Raw genomic sequence first — 17265 nt, 5'->3', positions numbered from 1 at the left:
CATACGAAAAAACAGAAGCTTGGGATCCGCGTCATTCCACTGCCACTGCTTTTTGTTTGTTGGTGGGATCCCTTTTCTTCACTGTCCCCTACGGAGGATCCCCTCTTGCGCCCCATCCTCATCGCTGGCAACTGGAAAATGCACAAGACTCAGGCTCAGGCCCGTGAGTTTCTCCGAGAGTTTGGAGTAGCCCTACAGTCGTCGCCCTCCGTCCCGCCGACGCGAACAGTATCAGAGCGACAGGTGATTCTGTGTGTGCCATTTACAGACCTAGCTTTGGTGGTGGAGCAAACCCAGAGATCCGGCATAGCGGTGGGTGCGCAAAACCTCCATTGGGAAGATCAGGGGGCCTTCACGGGGGAAATTTCTGGCCCAATGCTAGTGGAATTAGGGGTGAAGTATGTGATCGTCGGCCACAGTGAACGGCGGCAGTATTTTGGTGAGAGCGATGCAACCGTGAACCAACGTCTAATGGCAGCGCAACGGCACGGCCTCATTCCCATCTTGTGTGTAGGGGAAAGCAAGCAACAACGGGATCAAGGGCTAACGGAATCCTGGATTTTTGGGCAATTGGATCGCGGCTTAGTCGGTATTGATCTAGAGCGTTTGGTCATCGCTTACGAGCCGATTTGGGCGATTGGCACCGGAGAGACCTGTGCAGCTCAGGAGGCTAACCGTGTGATTGGGTTGATTCGGCAACACGTGGGCCAAGCGCAACTACCCATTCAGTATGGGGGCTCTGTAAAAGCCAGCAACATCGACGAGATCATGGCTCAACCGCAGATTGACGGGGTTTTGGTGGGGGGAGCCAGCCTGGAGCCGAAAGAGTTTGCCCGGATTGCCAACTACCAAGCCTTAGCCACAGCTTAGAGCAATTCAATTGCGATGTCAGGAGCAGGATCCCCAGATCCTCAAGTTTTTTGAACAGCAGGATGCCAGCTTTCTAGCCCTCAAAACGTGACCACGGTACGAATGGATTCGCCTTTGTGCATGTAGTCGAAGGCATCGTTGATGTGCTCTAGAGGCACCACATGGGTGATCATCTCGTCGATGGCAATTTTGCCGTTCATGTACCAATCCACAATTTTGGGCACATCGCGGCGTCCTTTGGCCCCACCAAAGGCTGTTCCTTTCCAAACTCGCCCAGTCACCAACTGAAACGGTCGGGTACTGATTTCTTGCCCAGCCCCAGCCACACCGATGATTACACTCACCCCCCAACCCTTGTGGCAACATTCCAGCGCCTGGCGCATTACCTGCACATTGCCAATACACTCAAAACTGTAGTAGTCAGCACCGCCATCGGTTAGTTCCACCAAATGGGCCACTAAATCCCCTTCCACCGCTTTCGGGTTGACGAAGTGGGTCATGCCGAATTTCTCCGCCAGAGGCTTTTTGCTGGGGTTGAGATCCACACCGATGATCTGGTTGGCACCGACCATACGGGCAGCCTGGATGACATTCAGTCCGATCCCCCCCAAACCGAATACCACGACATTGGATCCCGGCTCCACTTTGGCCTTATTGATCACCGCTCCGATGCCGGTTGTGACCCCACAGCCGATCAAACATACCTTTTCAAAAGGGGCATCCTCTCGAATTTTGGCGACCGCGATCTCCGGCAAAACAGTAAAGTTGGCGAAGGTGGAGGTGCCCATATAGTGGTGTAGTATTTTGCCCTGATGAGAAAAGCGGCTACTTCCATCTGGCATCAGCCCCTTACCTTGGGTGATGCGAATCGCTTGACAAAGGTTGGTCTTACCACTCAAGCAAAACTTGCACTGGCGGCATTCCGGTGTATACAGCGGGATTACATGGTCACCGGGCTGCAGGCTCTGCACCTCTGGCCCTACCTCAACCACTACACCTGCTCCTTCATGGCCCAAAATGGCCGGAAACAGCCCCTCGGGATCCGCCCCAGATAAGGTTATACGCATCGGTGTGACATACACCTGTGGCTTTGATCTCAACCAAAACTTCGCCCGCCTTTGGGCCTTCTAGGTGCACGATCTCAAGGCTAAGAGGATCCCCGGCTTTCCAAGCCACTGCCGCCCGTACCTCCATTGAATGGGATCCCCCTTGAGTACTGATGCTGGATAATCTTACGGGGTTCTATGGGCTAAATTAAAAGTTTGCGGGATGTTTTAATAATTAGTCGTATTGGCCTTATCAGAAGTGATAGTGTTCCCGATATCCAAAAGATAGATTTTTGATTTAAAAATTTTATTTCCCTAAACCAAGACTTATCAAGTTCGTTAGGTAGTATTCTCTTCTCTAGCCAGCGCCGAAACGGGTATACATGTCCACGTATACAGCAAAATAACAGATTCTCTAAAAGGCCAGGTGGCTGACTTGAGTCAGAAAAGAAACGACTTATGATACAGCAAGTCAGATGCTTCTGTAAAAGGCTGAAAAGATTGGATCTAGACCCAAGCATCTTTGGAATCAAGTCAGATGATCCAAAAACTTCCTCGCAAAGGTTTAAACCTAAATCTAGAGCCCGAGAAGTCCGAAAGTCATTGGTTAGTTCATGGATATAGCTCCAGTTTAGCTCCGGGAAACTTGTCAGCAGTTGGGAGATGTCACAAATCCACTTTAATTGCTGCCAATTATCCTTGGTGCCATGAATACAAAGTAAAATAAGAAGTGTCTCTGGTGTTAAGGCTAATACAGAGTTACCCTGAAGATCAATCCAAATTAATTCTTTCCATAGCTTTGTATAATCAATTGGAATCGGGTAGTAACTTGGAGTCAGGGCTGAATGTAGATCGATAGAATATCTCCTGGTTGGATCTACGAAATAGCGGTCTCCATTTTCGATAAATTCTGTAATCTGTCGTGCCTGATATCCCCAGGTTTGTAGTAATTCAGTCAATCGATTCAGGTTTTTTTCTTCTACTAAGATGTCAAGATCACAATAGCTACGTTTCGCAACATCCCCAAAAAGTTGATGTGCCAAGATGGGGCCTTTGAAGCCAAGGATCGGGATCCCTTCCTTTTGGCATCGATATTGCAGTTGGAGGAATTCCCCAAGCAAGCTAAGATTCTGAAGCCTTTTCCGGTTTAGAAATGCTCTCAGATTTATCCGCCATTCGGGCAGATCGTCAGTTTGCCACCCAACCTCAAGGAGCGCTTCTACTCCGTTTCTGATTGCCAGATTGAGCAGGTGTTCGGAATTATAATTACCCACCTGGTCAAGTTGATGCTCTACCTGCTGTTGATGTGGCCAATTTAATGTCTTACGTAATGCTGAAAGCAATAGCCTTGCTTCTGGGCTCAATTGGTAATTGCCAGAGATTAACATTTATTGGATCCCTAAATGGCAATAGGTTGATGTTGCAATTGTGCTTTCCAGGAGTGCGCATAGGATCCTGAGCTAGCTAATAGTTCGTTGTGGGATCCTGACTCTAAAATTTTCCCCTTACGCATCACATAGATTAAATCTGCATGACGAGCCAGATTTAGCCTGTGTGTAATCAGTAGCGATGTCTTTCCCTCACTAACTTTGCGGAAACGACTTACCCACTCCAATTCAGCCCAGGGATCCAATGCACTAGTCGGCTCATCTAAAAGTATGATTGGGGCCTGTCGGTAAAACGCTCTTGCTAGGGCAATCCGTTGCCACTCACCGCCGCTGAGATCTGTTCCTTTAACAAAAGCAGTTCCTAAAAGAGTATCGTATCCCTGATGCAACCGATGAATGATTTCCTCTGCTCCTGCCATGACAGCAGCCCCACGAACTCTTTCTTCCTCAACAGGACTATTGAGATCTCCCATGACAATGTTTTCTGTAGCTGTGGCCTGATAGTTAACTGGCCATTGGAATAAAACAGTAATCATTCTTCGAATCTCTTCAATAGAAAATTCTTCCAATTCAAATTTGTCTAGCAGAATGTGACCTTTCTCAGGTTGATAGAATCGACAAAGCAATTTAATAAGTGTAGTTTTGCCTGCGCCATTATCTCCAACTATTGCTGTAAATCTTCCCGCTGGCAGAAATAAGTCAAGATTTTCTAGTGCCCAAATTTCAGTTCCAGGATAACGGAAGTAAACTCCTTTAAGCTCAATGCCCACTTCTAATTTTGGCGGTATTGATTTCGGCTTTTCAGGATCTTGTAATTGAGGTTTCAATTGTAGAAAAGCAAAGAGATTCTCTAAAAATAGTCCACTCTGATGTATTTCGCTGAGGCTGCCGAGTAAAGACCGCATCAACGTCTGTCCGCGATTAAATGCCTGGTAAAACAGGGCTAAATCCCCAAGACTAGCCAAGCCTTGTAAGCTGCGCCAAAACATCCATGTCATCGCAGTTCCAGAAACACCTAACCCTAAAGCAGAAGCCCCCAGACGACCCAAACTTTGATTGCGTAGTAAGCGCAGCCTTTGTTGCCTAAGTGTTTTGCGAATGGACTGGTAAATATTGGTGAAATGCTCCCCGAGATTAAAAATTCGAATTTCAGCAGCCACAACCTTCTGAGTGAGCATCAGATCATAGTATTCAGTCCATCGCCGCGCAGGTGTCGTCTCTTTCCACCAACGATAGTGCTGACGATTAAACACCAGTAGAACGTAGAAGGCCGGGAGTGTTCCAATCAGTAGCAACATCGGCAACCAAAGCGCGTAGGTGCTGAGCACAACAAACATGCTTAAGAAACTCATCCCATTCTGTAACAGTTGTCCCCAGCTTTCTAAAAGAGCCAATGACCTCTGGCTAGCCTCACCTCGAGCTTGATGCAGTTGATCGTGATAGTCGGGGGTCTCGTAGAAGCCAAGATCCAGGTGGGTCGATTGGCGATGAATGAGTAGGTTGATATAGTCCTTGACCCGTTCCGCTTGATAAGCCCTCACCCAACCTAATGCTGATTGCCCTAATTCCCCAAGTAGCAACAGGCTCGCCATTCCTGCTACTGGCTCTATCAGTAAAGGGATCCCTTGAGTTCCCAAAGGCAATGCAACTACCAAGCCATCCACTAGTGCCTTCGTTAAATAAACAGTACCAACCGGGAGAAGCCCTTGCCAGAGCAATAACCCCAGCCAAACCCAAGTCCACTTGCCTGCTGCTGCGGTTAAGATTTGGAATGCCTGGAGGAGCCTTTTTAGTCGGGCCATGAATTCACTCACTCTTTCACCAACAATAATTTTGCGCTCAAACTGACATTATAGAAAGATTTGTCTGGAACTCTGTCAAATTGGATGTCGCAGCTTTCTGGGTTGTAGAAAGTCCTGCCTCCACTTCCAAATCAGAGATTAAGTTAGGTAAATACTCCAACGAACGATGACGATGTAGACGAGCGATCCTAACCTGCTTTGCTAAACGGGTACATTGTTCAAGATGAGTTCGTAAGTTCTCCGGATCCCGAAGTAAGTGGCTAGCCCTTGTGTACTGAATTAGATCTATAACTGCTGCCTGATGACTGAGAGGTTCAATCCACGTTTTCGAGACAAAGTCGTGATCAAAACTATAGATTTTACCCACGGGAACACAACGCTGAGCAAAACCCTCCTGCAAGGCTTTATTGCGTTTCAATGCAAAGGAGTGAATCCGTGGTAGATCTTCAAAACTATAACCCAAATGCTTCGCTGAATCTGGCAACAGGCGAACATATGGATAACCTGCCGTTACTTGCCAGTTTGCTTTAACAGGATCCCAGTGTATCGCCGTTACATCATCTGTAATTAGAGGGTATCCTTGCTGATTCAAAGCTGTTACTAAAGTAGATTTGCCTGCTCCTGAGTGGCCCATGAATACAAAGGCCGATTCTCCCAAGAGAACACTACTAGCATGAAGTACCAAAAAACCTCGCTGACGTAGCAAGGCTGAAATCAATGGCCCCATAATAATTGGGCGAATGAACTCTAACTCAATTCCGGGCAGAGGCTGAACTCGAATCAACTTCCCTCCACTTACCCAAAAGTCACCCAGAGGGATCCCATCCTTAAGTATTCCACAGATAGACTGAGAGCAATTTTCCTGATCTTTTTTCACTTTCTCCCAGTCTATTTCTCCAAATTCAATGCAAACATCAGGAGCCAGAGCATCAATGTCATTCAGCTCGCCATTAGCCAGTTCAGGAAAAGGAATATCGGACTTGATTCGCAGTCCGTAAGCAACATAGATAGCCATTCACATCACCACTAATAAATACACTTAAATACACTCTTTAACGGGAATTAACCTATTCCCAACAAGACATGCATCATTGGACAAGTTACCTACAGCGATAAGGATGGAGTCTGGGCCAAGCAATAAATCACTTGTACCTCTCGGATTTAAGGCCTGAGTTAAGTTAGACAAGGATCCAAATTTTCCAAGAACAGGGGTTTTCCACATTTTTCTCATTAGGCATAACTTACTTTCTTTTGGATGGTTATTCAGAGAAAGGGGCAAGATTTCTTGCCCCTGATCCAGGACCCTCCAGAGATCTCTAAGGCTAACCCAACTACCTAGATACAAACTCCCTTGATCTGGGCACAGGCACTAATAGAATTATCACCATTAGCTACTACAACGCCCCCAGGACCAGTCAAGACATCAGAGCCTGCATTGCCAAAAAGCTGGGTTAGCTCAGAGAAGGAACCATGCTTCAAAAAAGAAGGGGAAACCCATTCTTGCTTCATAAATGACCTCCAAAAAGGCGAAACTTACGGTTCTAATTTAACATTAATAAGATATAAATTCAACAGTATTTATCATATTTCAATGTCTCAAATATATCTTTTCCTGCTTATTCTATGCCAAGCTAGAAGATTGCTGATCTTCCATGTTACCAATGTCTCGGATGGATTAAGGGATCCATCCTTTCTTCTTAGAATGTCAAGCAAAGTTGGAATGAAAGATGAGCTGAGTTGCTCAGGTTGATCAGTGGCTTTGCTGGTGAGAATCTCAACTAGCTCCTTGCGGTTGACCTGGCATAACCCATAGGTAAAGGATGGCTCCATATTTGACTTGCTGCGCCTTAGCCTCACCTTTTCCGGCAATATGCCATGCATTGATCGTCTAAGAATACGGCGCGTCCAACCCTGATTAAGTTTCTGTTGGGGTGGAAGTGCCAAGCAAAACTCGACTAAGCGACGATCAAAAAATGGATGCCGAGCTTCCAAGGAGCAAGCAGCAGCTGATAGATCGATGATCTCCAACATAGAAGGAACTAAACCTGTAGTAAGCATATGAGCATGTTGTTGGCGCTCGCTTACGGCTGGGAGAGCTTCTTTCTGCCTAAGTTTTTCGAGTTGTCGACCTAGGTATTTGTTATTGATACGCACTGAGTTAAAAAGTTGATGATCCCACCAGCGGTCTGAATGCTCGCCTGTCCGCCAGTAAAGCCATTGCTCTTTTGCAAAATCGGGTAATAAAGGCTTTAAGCCACAACGCAGCCACAATCCGACTAGCGAAACCGATAGGAGCTTGGAGATATATTGTGCATGACTTGAAAAACTACGCCAATGATTGTTTCGTGCCAATTCTTGCAAGTGTGGAGCACCAAAGGTTTGAAAAAGCTGGCACTGACCTTTGGATCCACTCGCTAGAGCCGAGACTTCTTTTGCAAAAGGTTCCCATTCCCCCTGATGAGCCAATTCGTGCAACCACCCTGTGCCATGGGAAAGGACTGTATCTCCATCAAAGCCATCCAAAATAACGCGGATCCCTGTTTGCTGAACAGCTCGGTTCAAACCCCACACCAAAAAATGAGTTGGCCCATAGTAAGCTTCGTCATGAAAAGAGTAGATGGACTCTGAGTCGGAAAGTGGCCCCAGTTGATCGGCAACTACAAAGTGAGGTGTGTAATCGCTTGCCTCCAAAACCGCCTGAATGTACGTCCTTTCATCACACACATGTACGGATTCAAACACGTTGGAGAAGGTATGTAGTTCGAACTTTGGCTGTATCTTCTTGGCCATGCATGTCACGGACGACGAATCTAAACCTCCGCTCAGATGGGATCCAACGGGGCCCGTGCTGCGTAAGCGACAAGCGACTGCCTCCTGGAAAAGGTTGCGAAAAGCATCCACATAGTCACTGTCGCTGGGCAGGTGCAATTCTCGACTAGGATCAAGGCTCCAATAAGTGACTTGTCGGAGGCCAACCTGGACATTCACTAACATCGATGTTGCCGGAGGCAATCGGTACACGTCCTGGTAAAAGGTGTGCTCCTTATCCTCGAATTCTGCCAGTAGGTAATCGGTGATACGCTCCTCGTTAAGATGCGTTGTAACCCAAGGTAAAATCAGCAGCGATTTGATTTCAGACGCAATGGCAAAGCCACAGCCAGGCTTGTAACTGTAGTAGAAAGGCTTAACCCCCATAGGGTCGCGGGCGCAGAAGAGCCGTCGTTGCGGTTCATCCCAAATGGCAAAGGCAAAATCTCCCAGCAGGTATTCTGGACAACGGGATCCCCACTTGAGGTAAGACTGCAGAATGAGGTAACCATCTCCTTCTTCGCGTTCAGAACCCGTTAACCCCAACAGTGAATAGAGTTCCTCTCGGTTGTCGATCCGAGCATCCGCCGTAATTGCAAACTGACCCATGGGATCCTGAAGGGGCATCACCTCATGTAATGACTCCGGCGTTGTCCAAAGCGCACAGTGGCCAAAGCCGATCCCATCCTTCCACCAAATATCGAAGCCATCTGGCCCTCGATGGGCAAGCCGATCCAGCATGGCCCACAGTTGTCGCGGTTCAATTTGTCCGCGTTCAAAATCCCAAAGACCCACCATGCCGCTCATAGAAAGATCCCCTCCTGTAAGGGCAGAAGGTTGTACCGCTCTAGATCGACCAACTTCCCGATCACCACGTTTCCGCTACAGACCACCCAGGCATGGGCAACAAATCCACGTGCAGGTTCAAACTTCACCCCCAATTGCAGTGCCGGAGCAAATCCATAGCGCTGCAGAAGGATTCCTGTGGTCAACGCCCTAGCCAGACACTTCACCCCCAGCATGAACCGGCTTGATTGCTCGACAGCCCGGATAACCTGAGAAACTTCCACTTGCTTACATCTTTCCTTCGTTTTGTTTGGATTGACTGGGGGATTGACCGGAGTTGTAGTCAGTTTCAGTAGCAAGGAGCGCCAGATTCGGAAAGGGAGTAGCTTGAGCAAACAACGAACCCCTACCAAAAGAAATAACGCCTGCAAGAAGAGTCCTTGCTCGGTTGCAGAGAGAGATTGCCACTTGGCAACCTTAGAAATGAAGTGTTGAGGAAGCCCACGAACCATCTCTACCCCACAGCACAGACATAACAGATGCGAAAGAAGCCATCACAAGCTCGACCCTGAATTCGCCAAAGTCAAAGCAACCCGTCTAATCCTCTGAACCCGCCATAGCCCTGTCGGACTTTACCAAATTGGAGAAGGGCAACTAAGCCAGTTGCGCTTAACCGCAGACACCAGTGACCTAGCCCGTAATCCTACGCAAGCTGACGAGCCTTTTATAACTCAATCAGAATTATGTCCCATCTTTCTTAATTATTTCTTTAGAATTGTCTAAATTTATTGTTAAGATACTAGCTGTACCGTCAGATTACGTGGCAATACAGATGTTTAATGAATGGGCTGTTGCTGTTCCCACTAAACTTGAATACAGATGCAAAAAGTAGCAAGCCTTACACATTTAACTTGTCCGTATTTTTACTGAGCTAGCTTGAACTGGGATATTGCTCTTCTCGGACTGTTGTTGAGGGATGAATTGTGGCCTACTGATTTACTGACGAGGCTTACCTCTGTTAGGTTCTGAGTCGCCTTCGCACACAGTTGAGGTTTTAAGTTCATGTCTAGGCTGGAGCCACCTGTTTTTCTGTTCTCTCTTCTCTAAGTATTCATGCTCTTGAGAATTTATGCGCTCTCCTAAGCAAACCAAAGCCCCTCTCAAGCTTCTAGCAACAGTAGAGGTACTCCCTGGCCTTTCTACTTCCTCACAAGAAGTTGCCCAAGAGGTGTCCTCTAGCCTATACGAGCTAGACCAGCTTTCTGCCATGGTCGCGCTAGGGATCCCTTTGCTGGAGTTCAGCAACAGCCTGCTCCAAGTCCTCCAAACCCGGATCCCTTCTGTCTTGGGAGCGTTGATCCTGGAAGATGAGAATGGAAGCGAGGGGGGAACGCTAAATCCTATTCCCTCGCCACATCTGCCCCCTAGTTACCAGCGTGCACTTCGCCAATCTCTTCAGGTGTCCTGTAACAACATTTTCTGGACTGTCTACAGGAACGGTGAACCGATCATCCAAATGGACATCCCACAGGGAGAACAGACCTGGAGCCATTGGGACTGGGCCATCTCCTCAGGATTATCTACTTGCTGGGTTTTTCCAATCTTTGCTTTGGATGAGGATGGGGCTGTCGTTGGGCTTTTGGCTTTGTTCAGCAGTTCCAAGGAGGCTCCCGACTCAGAAAATTGGCAACTGATCGAAGAGATCATTCAATTGGCTAGCGTCGGTATCCAGCGACATCGCTGTGAGACTCAGCTGCAAAGGCTACAAGAGAGCTACGGCCAGCTGCTCAATAGCTTGCCAGGGATCCTATGGGAAGCAGATGGGCGAACTCTGATGCTGAACAGTATCAGTGAATCCATAGAGTCTCTGCTGGGGTACCCTATGCAGCACTACTTGACCAGTCATCTTTTTTGGAATGAAGCTGTTCATCCCGAAGATCGGCAAAGGGTGCATCAAGCCAGGCTGGGTGTTCTGAAAGGCCAGAGAAATCTAGAAGCGACTGATTACCGAAGTGAGTCTTTGCGATATCGACTGGTCAGCTCGACCGGGCAAGCCATTTTGGTGCAAGAATACTTGACCGCCTATCGAGATTCTTCGGAAAAATCAGTTCTCAGAGGGCACGTTACGGTACTTGAAGTTGCCGTTCCCTTGAATGAAATGCCGATAGTGAGTTCCGAGGAAGAGCTATTTTCTAATTCATCTTCTCCGTCGCCTAATGGTGTGCGCCACAGCTCCCCAGGTTCTGATAATAATCTCTCGCTAGTAGAACAAATGCCCCTAAAGCAGAAGCAGAATTCTACAAAAATTGAATTCATCAATCCTCCTGAATTAGAGGATGACGAAGTTCTGGAGCTTAGAGAGGCAATCCATCGACAAGAATTAAAGGTGTATTACCACGGCATTCTCTCACTAGATTCAGAGAAGCTGATTGGCTTTGAAGCCCTGCTGAGATGGGAACATCCACGACTGGGTCTTCTTTCTCCCCGTCAGTTCTGGCGAATTGCCGAACATTCTGGCTTGGCTTTAGAGATTGGCTGGTGGGTTCTGGAAACAGCTTGTCAAAAGGTGTTGCAGTGGCAGGATGTTTTCATGCCCTCCTCTCCCTTGTCGCTGTGCGTGAATTTGTCTCCTCTACAACTGGAACAGGAGGATTTCGTCCAACGACTAACCTCAATTTTAGACATGATGCATTTCCCCGCTAACCAACTGATGTTGGAGATCACCGAAGATACGATGATGATGTTTAGCAAAATGACACAACTTAGACTGGCGAAGCTTAAATCCAAGCAAATAACCTTTAATGTTGATAACTTTGGCTCTGGCTTTTGCTCCTTACATCAGCTCAACCAACTCCCCATTTCTGCTCTTAAGATAGATCCTTTCTTCATTCAGGAGCTGAACGGTGACCAACAAAGTCAGGAGCTGATTCAAGCCATTATTAACCTTGCTCACGATTTAAATCTACAGGTGATTGCAGAAGGGGTGGAAACCTCGGAGCAATATGCTTGCCTTAAGGAATTAGGCTGCAAATTTGCCCAAGGTTACCTTTTTCATCAGCCCCTACCCAGTGATCTGGTGCGGCACCTTTTTGTTCAGCCCTCTCCCCCTCCTCCTCGGAAGCAGAAGCGACGCTCCCGTAAAACTGCTTGAGAGGGATGGTGCAAGGCTAGGCGGATTCTCCGTCAGCTCCAGCTGCATGGACTGTAGATATCTCTTGAGGCAAGAAACGCAGGCAGGGCTTTTTGCTAAGACGGCGACGGCGGTTGAGTTCTAACCCAAATGCCTCATAGGACTCGGAAGACTGCCACAGGCGAAAGGTGTTGAACCTAACTGACCGAGTGCCATCCAGGCTGGAAATGGTCGAGTTGGGGTCTTCAGGATCCCCTCCCAGCGCCCGAAAAGCATCGGCTGTACTCAGCCACTTTTCAGACAGATCAGAAAGAACTGCCTCTGTACCCTCAGAACCCGAGTTGCGAGGGGAACTTTGCTTGCAAGGGAACTTTTCTCTCGGGGGGGAAATGAGAGCAGATGAGGTAGCTGGTTGGGACGAACACAAGGCTGCCTCTTCAAGTTGAGCTACACGCTGATTGAGTGCTTCGACGGTCTGCCTGAGAATGGCGAGCTCATGAACCAAACTCAGGCTGGCGCTTTTCCCAAGCCATCACCCCGATGATAGGGATCCTCAGCCAAAACCTGTTGGATCAGATGACTGACAACAGTAGCAAGAGCCTCCTGCGCAATTGGCTCTTCAGAAGAAAGAACAAGCCCCTGCTCTTTGGCCCACTGACTGAGTTGGCTACAGACACTTTCTTTCAGGGTGATAGCCAAAGATATTACTTTCTCCATAAACAAATGCAATTTTTACCGTTCAGTTTTATTCTAAGCATTATTCATGACGTTGGCTCTGAAAACCTCTGGGATGGAGACAAACCAGTAATAATGACTACTGCCAATTCCAGTCAGAAGTATCAACAAGGTCTGTGCCACTCCGCGAAAAACAGTAGTAATGCCAATTTTCTCGCCGCAAACTTCACAGTATTAGCTGCTCTTTATGGAAACATAGTAATCCTTTAGACTCTTATTTAAGTTTTGTTAAGATTATTAAATCATGTTTTCCGGGTTGATGCATTGCAGTCTTCGATGAACAAGGTTTTCTGCTCCCGTAAGTTTTTTCAGATCGCGAAAGCTAGGGTCAACCCTCTGTTTGCGGCATTCACCCCGAAAACAGGCTCAACTCCAGATGGGGTTGCCACAGATCCGCCAAGTGTTCTAGCAGTTGCTCCCGTTGCTGAGAGTAATGGCCTTCCAGTTCTGGCAAGGGATCCCAATTTTTTTGTCGTCTGAGTTGGTTGAGCCATTGCCGTCGCCAAAGGTGGTTGTCGAAGAGGCCGTGTAGGTAGCTGCCCCAAACCCGACCGGACGGATCCCGCCAACCTAAGTTCTCTCGCTCGAACAGAGATAGACAGCCAGCAGGATGTGCCTGAGTGGATCCCTGGTGAATTTCGTAACCCAGGATGGGAGCCTGGGTAGGCCATTGAATATGGGTCTGGATCTGCTGTGTAACTTTGATGGGTTCGAGGATCGTTGTCAGGGGGAGAAACCCCAGCCCAGGATAGGTACCCGCAACTCCTTCTATTCCCTCGGGATCCGTGATCTTTTCCCCCAACATCTGTAGACCGCCGCAAATGCCGACAATCTGCCCGGAGTACTGACGCAGTTGGTCGGCCAAGCCTGTCTTTGCGAGGGTGAATAGATCTGCAAGGGTGGTTTTGCTGCCGGGTAGAATGACGACATCCGGGGATCCCAATGCCTCACCGGGGTGCACCCAACGCAGACGAACACTTGGCTCCGCCACTAGAGGGTCAAAATCCGAGAAATTGGCGATCTTGGGCAAACGAATCACGGCGATCTCCAACTGGGATCCGCTCAAAGCCCTCTGACTGACACTTTCTCGCCGATCTTCTAAGAGTTGTGGCTGGGCCCGACTCATGGCTTCGATCCCCAGGGAATCTTCCTGGGGCAGAGCCAAATCTAGCCAAGGTAAGACCCCAACCACAGGGATCCCTGTGTAGTTTTCTAGCCAATCCAGCCCCGGCTGCAAGAGTTCTCGGGAACCCCGAAATTTGTTGATCACAATGCCCCGGATCAAAGCGCGTTCTTTTGGCTCCAGCAGTTGGAGTGTACCCACCACATGGGCTAAGGCCCCGCCGCGGTCGATATCTGCTACCAACCAAGTGGGGGATCCCAGATGCAAGGCGACTCGCATGTTCACCAGATCCCGATGTTTGAGGTTGACTTCTGCCGGACTACCTGCTCCCTCACAGATAATCCAGTCGTAATAGTGTTGTAGGTGGGCCAGGGCTGCGGTCACAGCTTGCCAGCCGGGTTCAAACCAGCGTTCGTAATATTCTCCGGCTCGGTAGGTGCCTGTTGCTACCCCATTCAAGATCACTTGGGAAGTGAGGTTCCCCTGTGGTTTGAGGAGGATCGGGTTCATTTCCACCGCAGGCGGGATCCCAGATGCCCAGGCTTGCAGGGCCTGCGCGTAGGCGATCTCTTTGCCCTCGGCAGTCACGTAGGCATTGAGAGACATATTTTGAGCCTTGAAGGGGGCAACCCTTTTCCCCGCTCTTTTGAGAATGCGGCACAGAGCCGTCACCAGCAGTGTCTTGCCCACATGGGAGGAAGTTCCTACCACCATTAAGGACTGGCCTAGGGCCTGCTGATGTGGATGGGCCACCAAGGATCCCTCACACACATTCATTCAGCCTTTGCGCCCCGAAAGGGGTAGATCAGCTTCCTCAGACTCCTGAGAACCAGGACTGACTGCAGGGATCTCTTCAAATCCAGCTCCTTGGACATCCTGTTCCGAGACCAGATGACCATTACCGGCTGAGGCTGGCGGGGCAGAGGCATACGGATGGGAGGGATCCGGATGCAATTTCGCTTGGGTTTCTGCCTCCTGCTTAGGCTTCAGGTAGAGATTTTCTAGCAGCACTGCCGCACCCGCCACCCAAGGAGGAACAATCACCGCCCCGATGATACCCAATAACTGCGTACCCCCTAACACCGCCAACAACTGGTACAGGGGTTTCACCCGCACAGAGGATCCCACCAACAGGGGATCCAATACGTAGGTTTCCAGGTTTTGGATGGCTACATAGAGGATCAGCACCCACAAGAAGGTCCAGCCTCCTTGCACAATCGCCACCACCAGAGCAGGCAGGGATCCCAGCACTGGCCCAATGAAGGGGATGAGGTTGGTAAATCCGGCAATTACCCCCAAGGCGATAGCAAACTCCGACAGGCCCAAAAAGCGCAACGAGACGGTGATCATCACCCCCAAAATGGCGGAAACCAGCACGCGACCCTGGATATAGCCCCCCATCCGCTGGGCCATCGGGTGCACCTGTTGGGCCAACCGCTCATTCCAAGGGTACGGAAACAGCTCCACCAAACCCTGAATCAGGCCAGAACCGCTCACCAACATGTAGCCAGAGATAAAAATCGTCAGCAAGGTGGTCAGCAACGCCCCCAGTAAGCCCCGCGTGAAGTCATAGGATTGCACCAACAACTGTTGCCCAGAGCGAATCGCCCACGCTGTGATGGATTGTGGGTTGAGTACCTGATTCAAATAGTCGATCACCGCCGGATCCACCCCTGCCAGATCCGTAATCCAGGTATCCACCAGCAACTGCAACCGCTCTAGATAAGAGGGCAATTTCACCAGCAACCGTTCGGTCTGGGTCACTACCGTCGGGCCGATCAACAGAGCCAACCCTGTGATCCCGGCAATCAGGCTCAGATACACTACCACCACCGCTAGCCAGCGAGGGATCCGCATCCGCTCCGCCATATCCACCAGGGGAGCCAGCGCCGCGGCCACCACCACTGCGATCATCACTGTCAGCACCAGGCTTCGCAGTTGCCACAACAACAGAAGCAGCATCCCCGTCGCCACCACTAGGGCCACTGAAGACACAGAGATCGTCAATTGTCGTCGGCTCATCATTCCGCTTGGCTCTGAAGAATCCTGCTGCAGTAGTAGGCACTCATAACATCCTGGCTTTGTACGGGTCGACTTGCCAATTGCCCCCAGCAAGTCAAGATCCCCCATTCGGAGTAGAGACCCCTCAGAGGACCGCTCAGTCTTCCATCCCTCTTCTATACCTGTTTCTGTACCTGCCGAATGTTCTCGAAACCAGACCCCAAAACACTGGGCAAGTTATTGACGCAGCTGCTGCAAAAGTTCCATCCTGACCGCTTCTGCGTGTTCCAGCCGCGCTGGGGATCCCGTGCCCGAAGCCCGCCACAACATCAAAGCACTGCCCAGATCCGCCGCCGCGCACCGAGGCTCAGAGCCCAAATAGGCCCCCGCAATCCCGCGATAGTAATAGGGATCCCCGCGATGGGGCAGCAGATCGATGGCTCGGCTAAAGTCCTGCATGGCTAAGCTCAAATCACAAACGCTACCCCACATCAAGCCCCGATGGACGTAGGCCTCAAACAGATCCGCTTTGTTCTGGCTTTGTTGTGCCAGCTCAATGGCCAGGTGAGAGACATCAAAGGCGGATTCCAAATGCCCTTGTTCAGCCCAAATGCGGGAGCGCATCAGGTGCAGTTGCGGGTTGCGATAGGCGAAGCGATCCAGAGGGGACAGTGTCACCAGGGCTTGCTCGGGTTCCCGCAAGCGCTCGTATTGAATTTTGGCCTTGAGCAGATAGGCTTCACTGAGATAAGGATCCAAGGCAATCGCAATGTTTAGATCCCGTAGAGCAGAGCGCATCAAATGGGCGATGGCAGAAGCCTGCTCCGGTTGAGGCACAGCAAAGGGATCCTCCTGGGATTGATGCCAGAAGTGTTGCGCTCGTTGCAGATAAAGCCGGGCATTTCCCGGTTCCTGCTCAATCTGGCGGGTTAGCCGCGCCAGGTAATTGGGGGCAGCCGGTTGAGAAGCGGCTTGAGAAAGGGTGGGATCCTGACGGCGAGGCCGTGCCGATGAGGTAAGGGTTGGGTTGGAGCGGGCGGCAATGGGCGTTTGGTGAGGGATCCCGCGGCGTGGATGAGAAAGTAATTGATGGGCTTGCTGTTGGTGCGATTGGGAGCGTTGTTCCAGCTCTTGCACCCGTTCCTGTAGTTGGGCTTGGTGAGTCAACAGTGGTGTGGGATCCGGCTCATCTTCAAAGAGCCAAAAGGCCCCATCGGACGGGCCAGCCGATTCTGCTAAAGCTTGTAAAGGAACCTGCGTCAGCGAGCGTTGCCGCCATGCCACCCAGCTACACTCACCACCCATCAGCAACAGCGACAACATCCCCAACAGGGCCGATCCGGAGAACAGAAAACTGGGTCTGAGCATGGATCCCACCACATGAAACAGCTTGGGACGAGAAGAATTGCCTCTAGGCTAGTTCGCTACAGCGGTACTGTCCAGATTTTCTGGCCATACCGCCACAGATCGGTTGCCGCAGAGTGTTATCGAAAAACCCGTTTTCCGGTAGCTCAATTGAAGTCAGGTTCAGTACAGCCTTTTCCGACTTCACGCAGGCCCTTGAGCTAGGCAAAAA

General features: G+C 49.8%; 11 protein-coding genes and 1 pseudogene. 2 read left to right on the top strand and 10 right to left on the bottom strand.

Annotation, left to right across the window (positions count from 1 at the left end; translation table 11 throughout):
• The first annotated feature begins 105 nt into the window (after window positions 1–105).
• A complete protein-coding gene (gene tpiA, locus L1047_RS00850; protein ID WP_235276710.1) occupies window positions 106–870 on the top strand; it encodes a triose-phosphate isomerase in 765 nt (254 codons plus the stop codon).
• A gap of 80 nt (window positions 871–950) precedes the next feature.
• Here tpiA and L1047_RS00845 read toward each other — a convergent pair.
• From L1047_RS00845 to L1047_RS00820, 6 genes and pseudogenes are all read right to left on the bottom strand, one after another.
• Window positions 951–2064 (bottom strand): annotated as a pseudogene (locus L1047_RS00845) (S-(hydroxymethyl)glutathione dehydrogenase/class III alcohol dehydrogenase).
• A gap of 55 nt (window positions 2065–2119) precedes the next feature.
• On the bottom strand, window positions 2120–3304 hold the full coding sequence (locus tag L1047_RS00840; RefSeq protein WP_235276709.1) for a nucleotidyltransferase domain-containing protein: 1185 nt from the start codon (window positions 3302–3304) through the stop codon (window positions 2120–2122).
• Between the two features lie 11 nt (window positions 3305–3315).
• Complete coding sequence (locus L1047_RS00835; protein ID WP_235276708.1) at window positions 3316–5106, bottom strand: ABC transporter ATP-binding protein; 1791 nt, start codon at window positions 5104–5106, stop codon at window positions 3316–3318.
• Between the two features lie 37 nt (window positions 5107–5143).
• Window positions 5144–6121 (bottom strand): hypothetical protein, encoded by a 978-nt coding sequence (locus L1047_RS00830; RefSeq protein WP_235276707.1) that lies wholly within the window; start codon window positions 6119–6121, stop codon window positions 5144–5146.
• 581 nt (window positions 6122–6702) lie between these two features.
• Window positions 6703–8721 carry a lasso peptide isopeptide bond-forming cyclase gene (locus L1047_RS00825; protein WP_235276706.1) on the bottom strand — a complete coding sequence of 673 codons (2019 nt, stop codon included), beginning with the start codon at window positions 8719–8721 and terminating at the stop codon, window positions 6703–6705.
• Window positions 8718–9212: a lasso peptide biosynthesis B2 protein gene (locus L1047_RS00820; protein WP_235276705.1), complete on the bottom strand. Its 495-nt coding sequence runs from the start codon at window positions 9210–9212 to the stop codon at window positions 8718–8720. The genes L1047_RS00825 and L1047_RS00820 overlap by 4 nt, the downstream gene beginning before the upstream one ends.
• A 617-nt stretch (window positions 9213–9829) precedes the next feature.
• Here L1047_RS00820 and L1047_RS00815 point away from each other — a divergent pair.
• On the top strand, window positions 9830–11851 hold the full coding sequence (locus L1047_RS00815; protein ID WP_328286017.1) for an EAL domain-containing protein: 2022 nt from the start codon (window positions 9830–9832) through the stop codon (window positions 11849–11851).
• A 486-nt stretch (window positions 11852–12337) separates the two neighbouring features.
• Here L1047_RS00815 and L1047_RS00810 read toward each other — a convergent pair whose 3' ends face one another.
• From L1047_RS00810 to L1047_RS00795, 4 genes are all read right to left on the bottom strand, one after another.
• On the bottom strand, window positions 12338–12529 hold the full coding sequence (locus L1047_RS00810; protein ID WP_235276702.1) for a hypothetical protein: 192 nt from the start codon (window positions 12527–12529) through the stop codon (window positions 12338–12340).
• A gap of 385 nt (window positions 12530–12914) precedes the next feature.
• Complete coding sequence (locus L1047_RS00805; protein ID WP_235276701.1) at window positions 12915–14465, bottom strand: cobyric acid synthase; 1551 nt, start codon at window positions 14463–14465, stop codon at window positions 12915–12917.
• Entirely contained in the window at window positions 14466–15695 is a 1230-nt protein-coding gene (locus tag L1047_RS00800) for an AI-2E family transporter (protein ID WP_328286016.1), read from the bottom strand.
• A 231-nt stretch (window positions 15696–15926) separates the two neighbouring features.
• Window positions 15927–17057, bottom strand: coding sequence for a hypothetical protein (locus L1047_RS00795; RefSeq protein ID WP_235276700.1), 1131 nt, complete (start codon window positions 17055–17057; stop codon window positions 15927–15929).
• Window positions 17058–17265: the final 208 nt, after the last annotated feature.

Origin of the sequence: Synechococcus sp. Nb3U1, from assembly GCF_021533835.1 — a bacterium.
GTDB lineage: Bacteria > Cyanobacteriota > Cyanobacteriia > Thermostichales > Thermostichaceae > Thermostichus.
The sequence above is the reverse complement of the archived record's forward strand: the minus strand, read 5'-3'. Positions and strand labels throughout refer to the sequence as shown.

Excerpts from the sequence above, each read along its gene's own strand:
- L1047_RS00840 (WP_235276709.1), bottom strand. The coding sequence starts at position 3,304 with ATGTTAATCTCTGGCAATTACCAATTGAGCCCAGAAGCAAGGCTATTG.
- L1047_RS00835 (WP_235276708.1), bottom strand. The coding sequence starts at position 5,106 with ATGGCCCGACTAAAAAGGCTCCTCCAGGCATTCCAAATCTTAACCGCA.
- L1047_RS00830 (WP_235276707.1), bottom strand. The coding sequence starts at position 6,121 with ATGGCTATCTATGTTGCTTACGGACTGCGAATCAAGTCCGATATTCCT.
- L1047_RS00825 (WP_235276706.1), bottom strand. The coding sequence starts at position 8,721 with ATGAGCGGCATGGTGGGTCTTTGGGATTTTGAACGCGGACAAATTGAA.
- L1047_RS00820 (WP_235276705.1), bottom strand. The coding sequence starts at position 9,212 with ATGGTTCGTGGGCTTCCTCAACACTTCATTTCTAAGGTTGCCAAGTGG.
- L1047_RS00815 (WP_328286017.1), top strand. The coding sequence starts at position 9,830 with ATGCGCTCTCCTAAGCAAACCAAAGCCCCTCTCAAGCTTCTAGCAACA.
- L1047_RS00805 (WP_235276701.1), bottom strand. The coding sequence starts at position 14,465 with ATGAATGTGTGTGAGGGATCCTTGGTGGCCCATCCACATCAGCAGGCC.
- L1047_RS00795 (WP_235276700.1), bottom strand. The coding sequence starts at position 17,057 with ATGCTCAGACCCAGTTTTCTGTTCTCCGGATCGGCCCTGTTGGGGATG.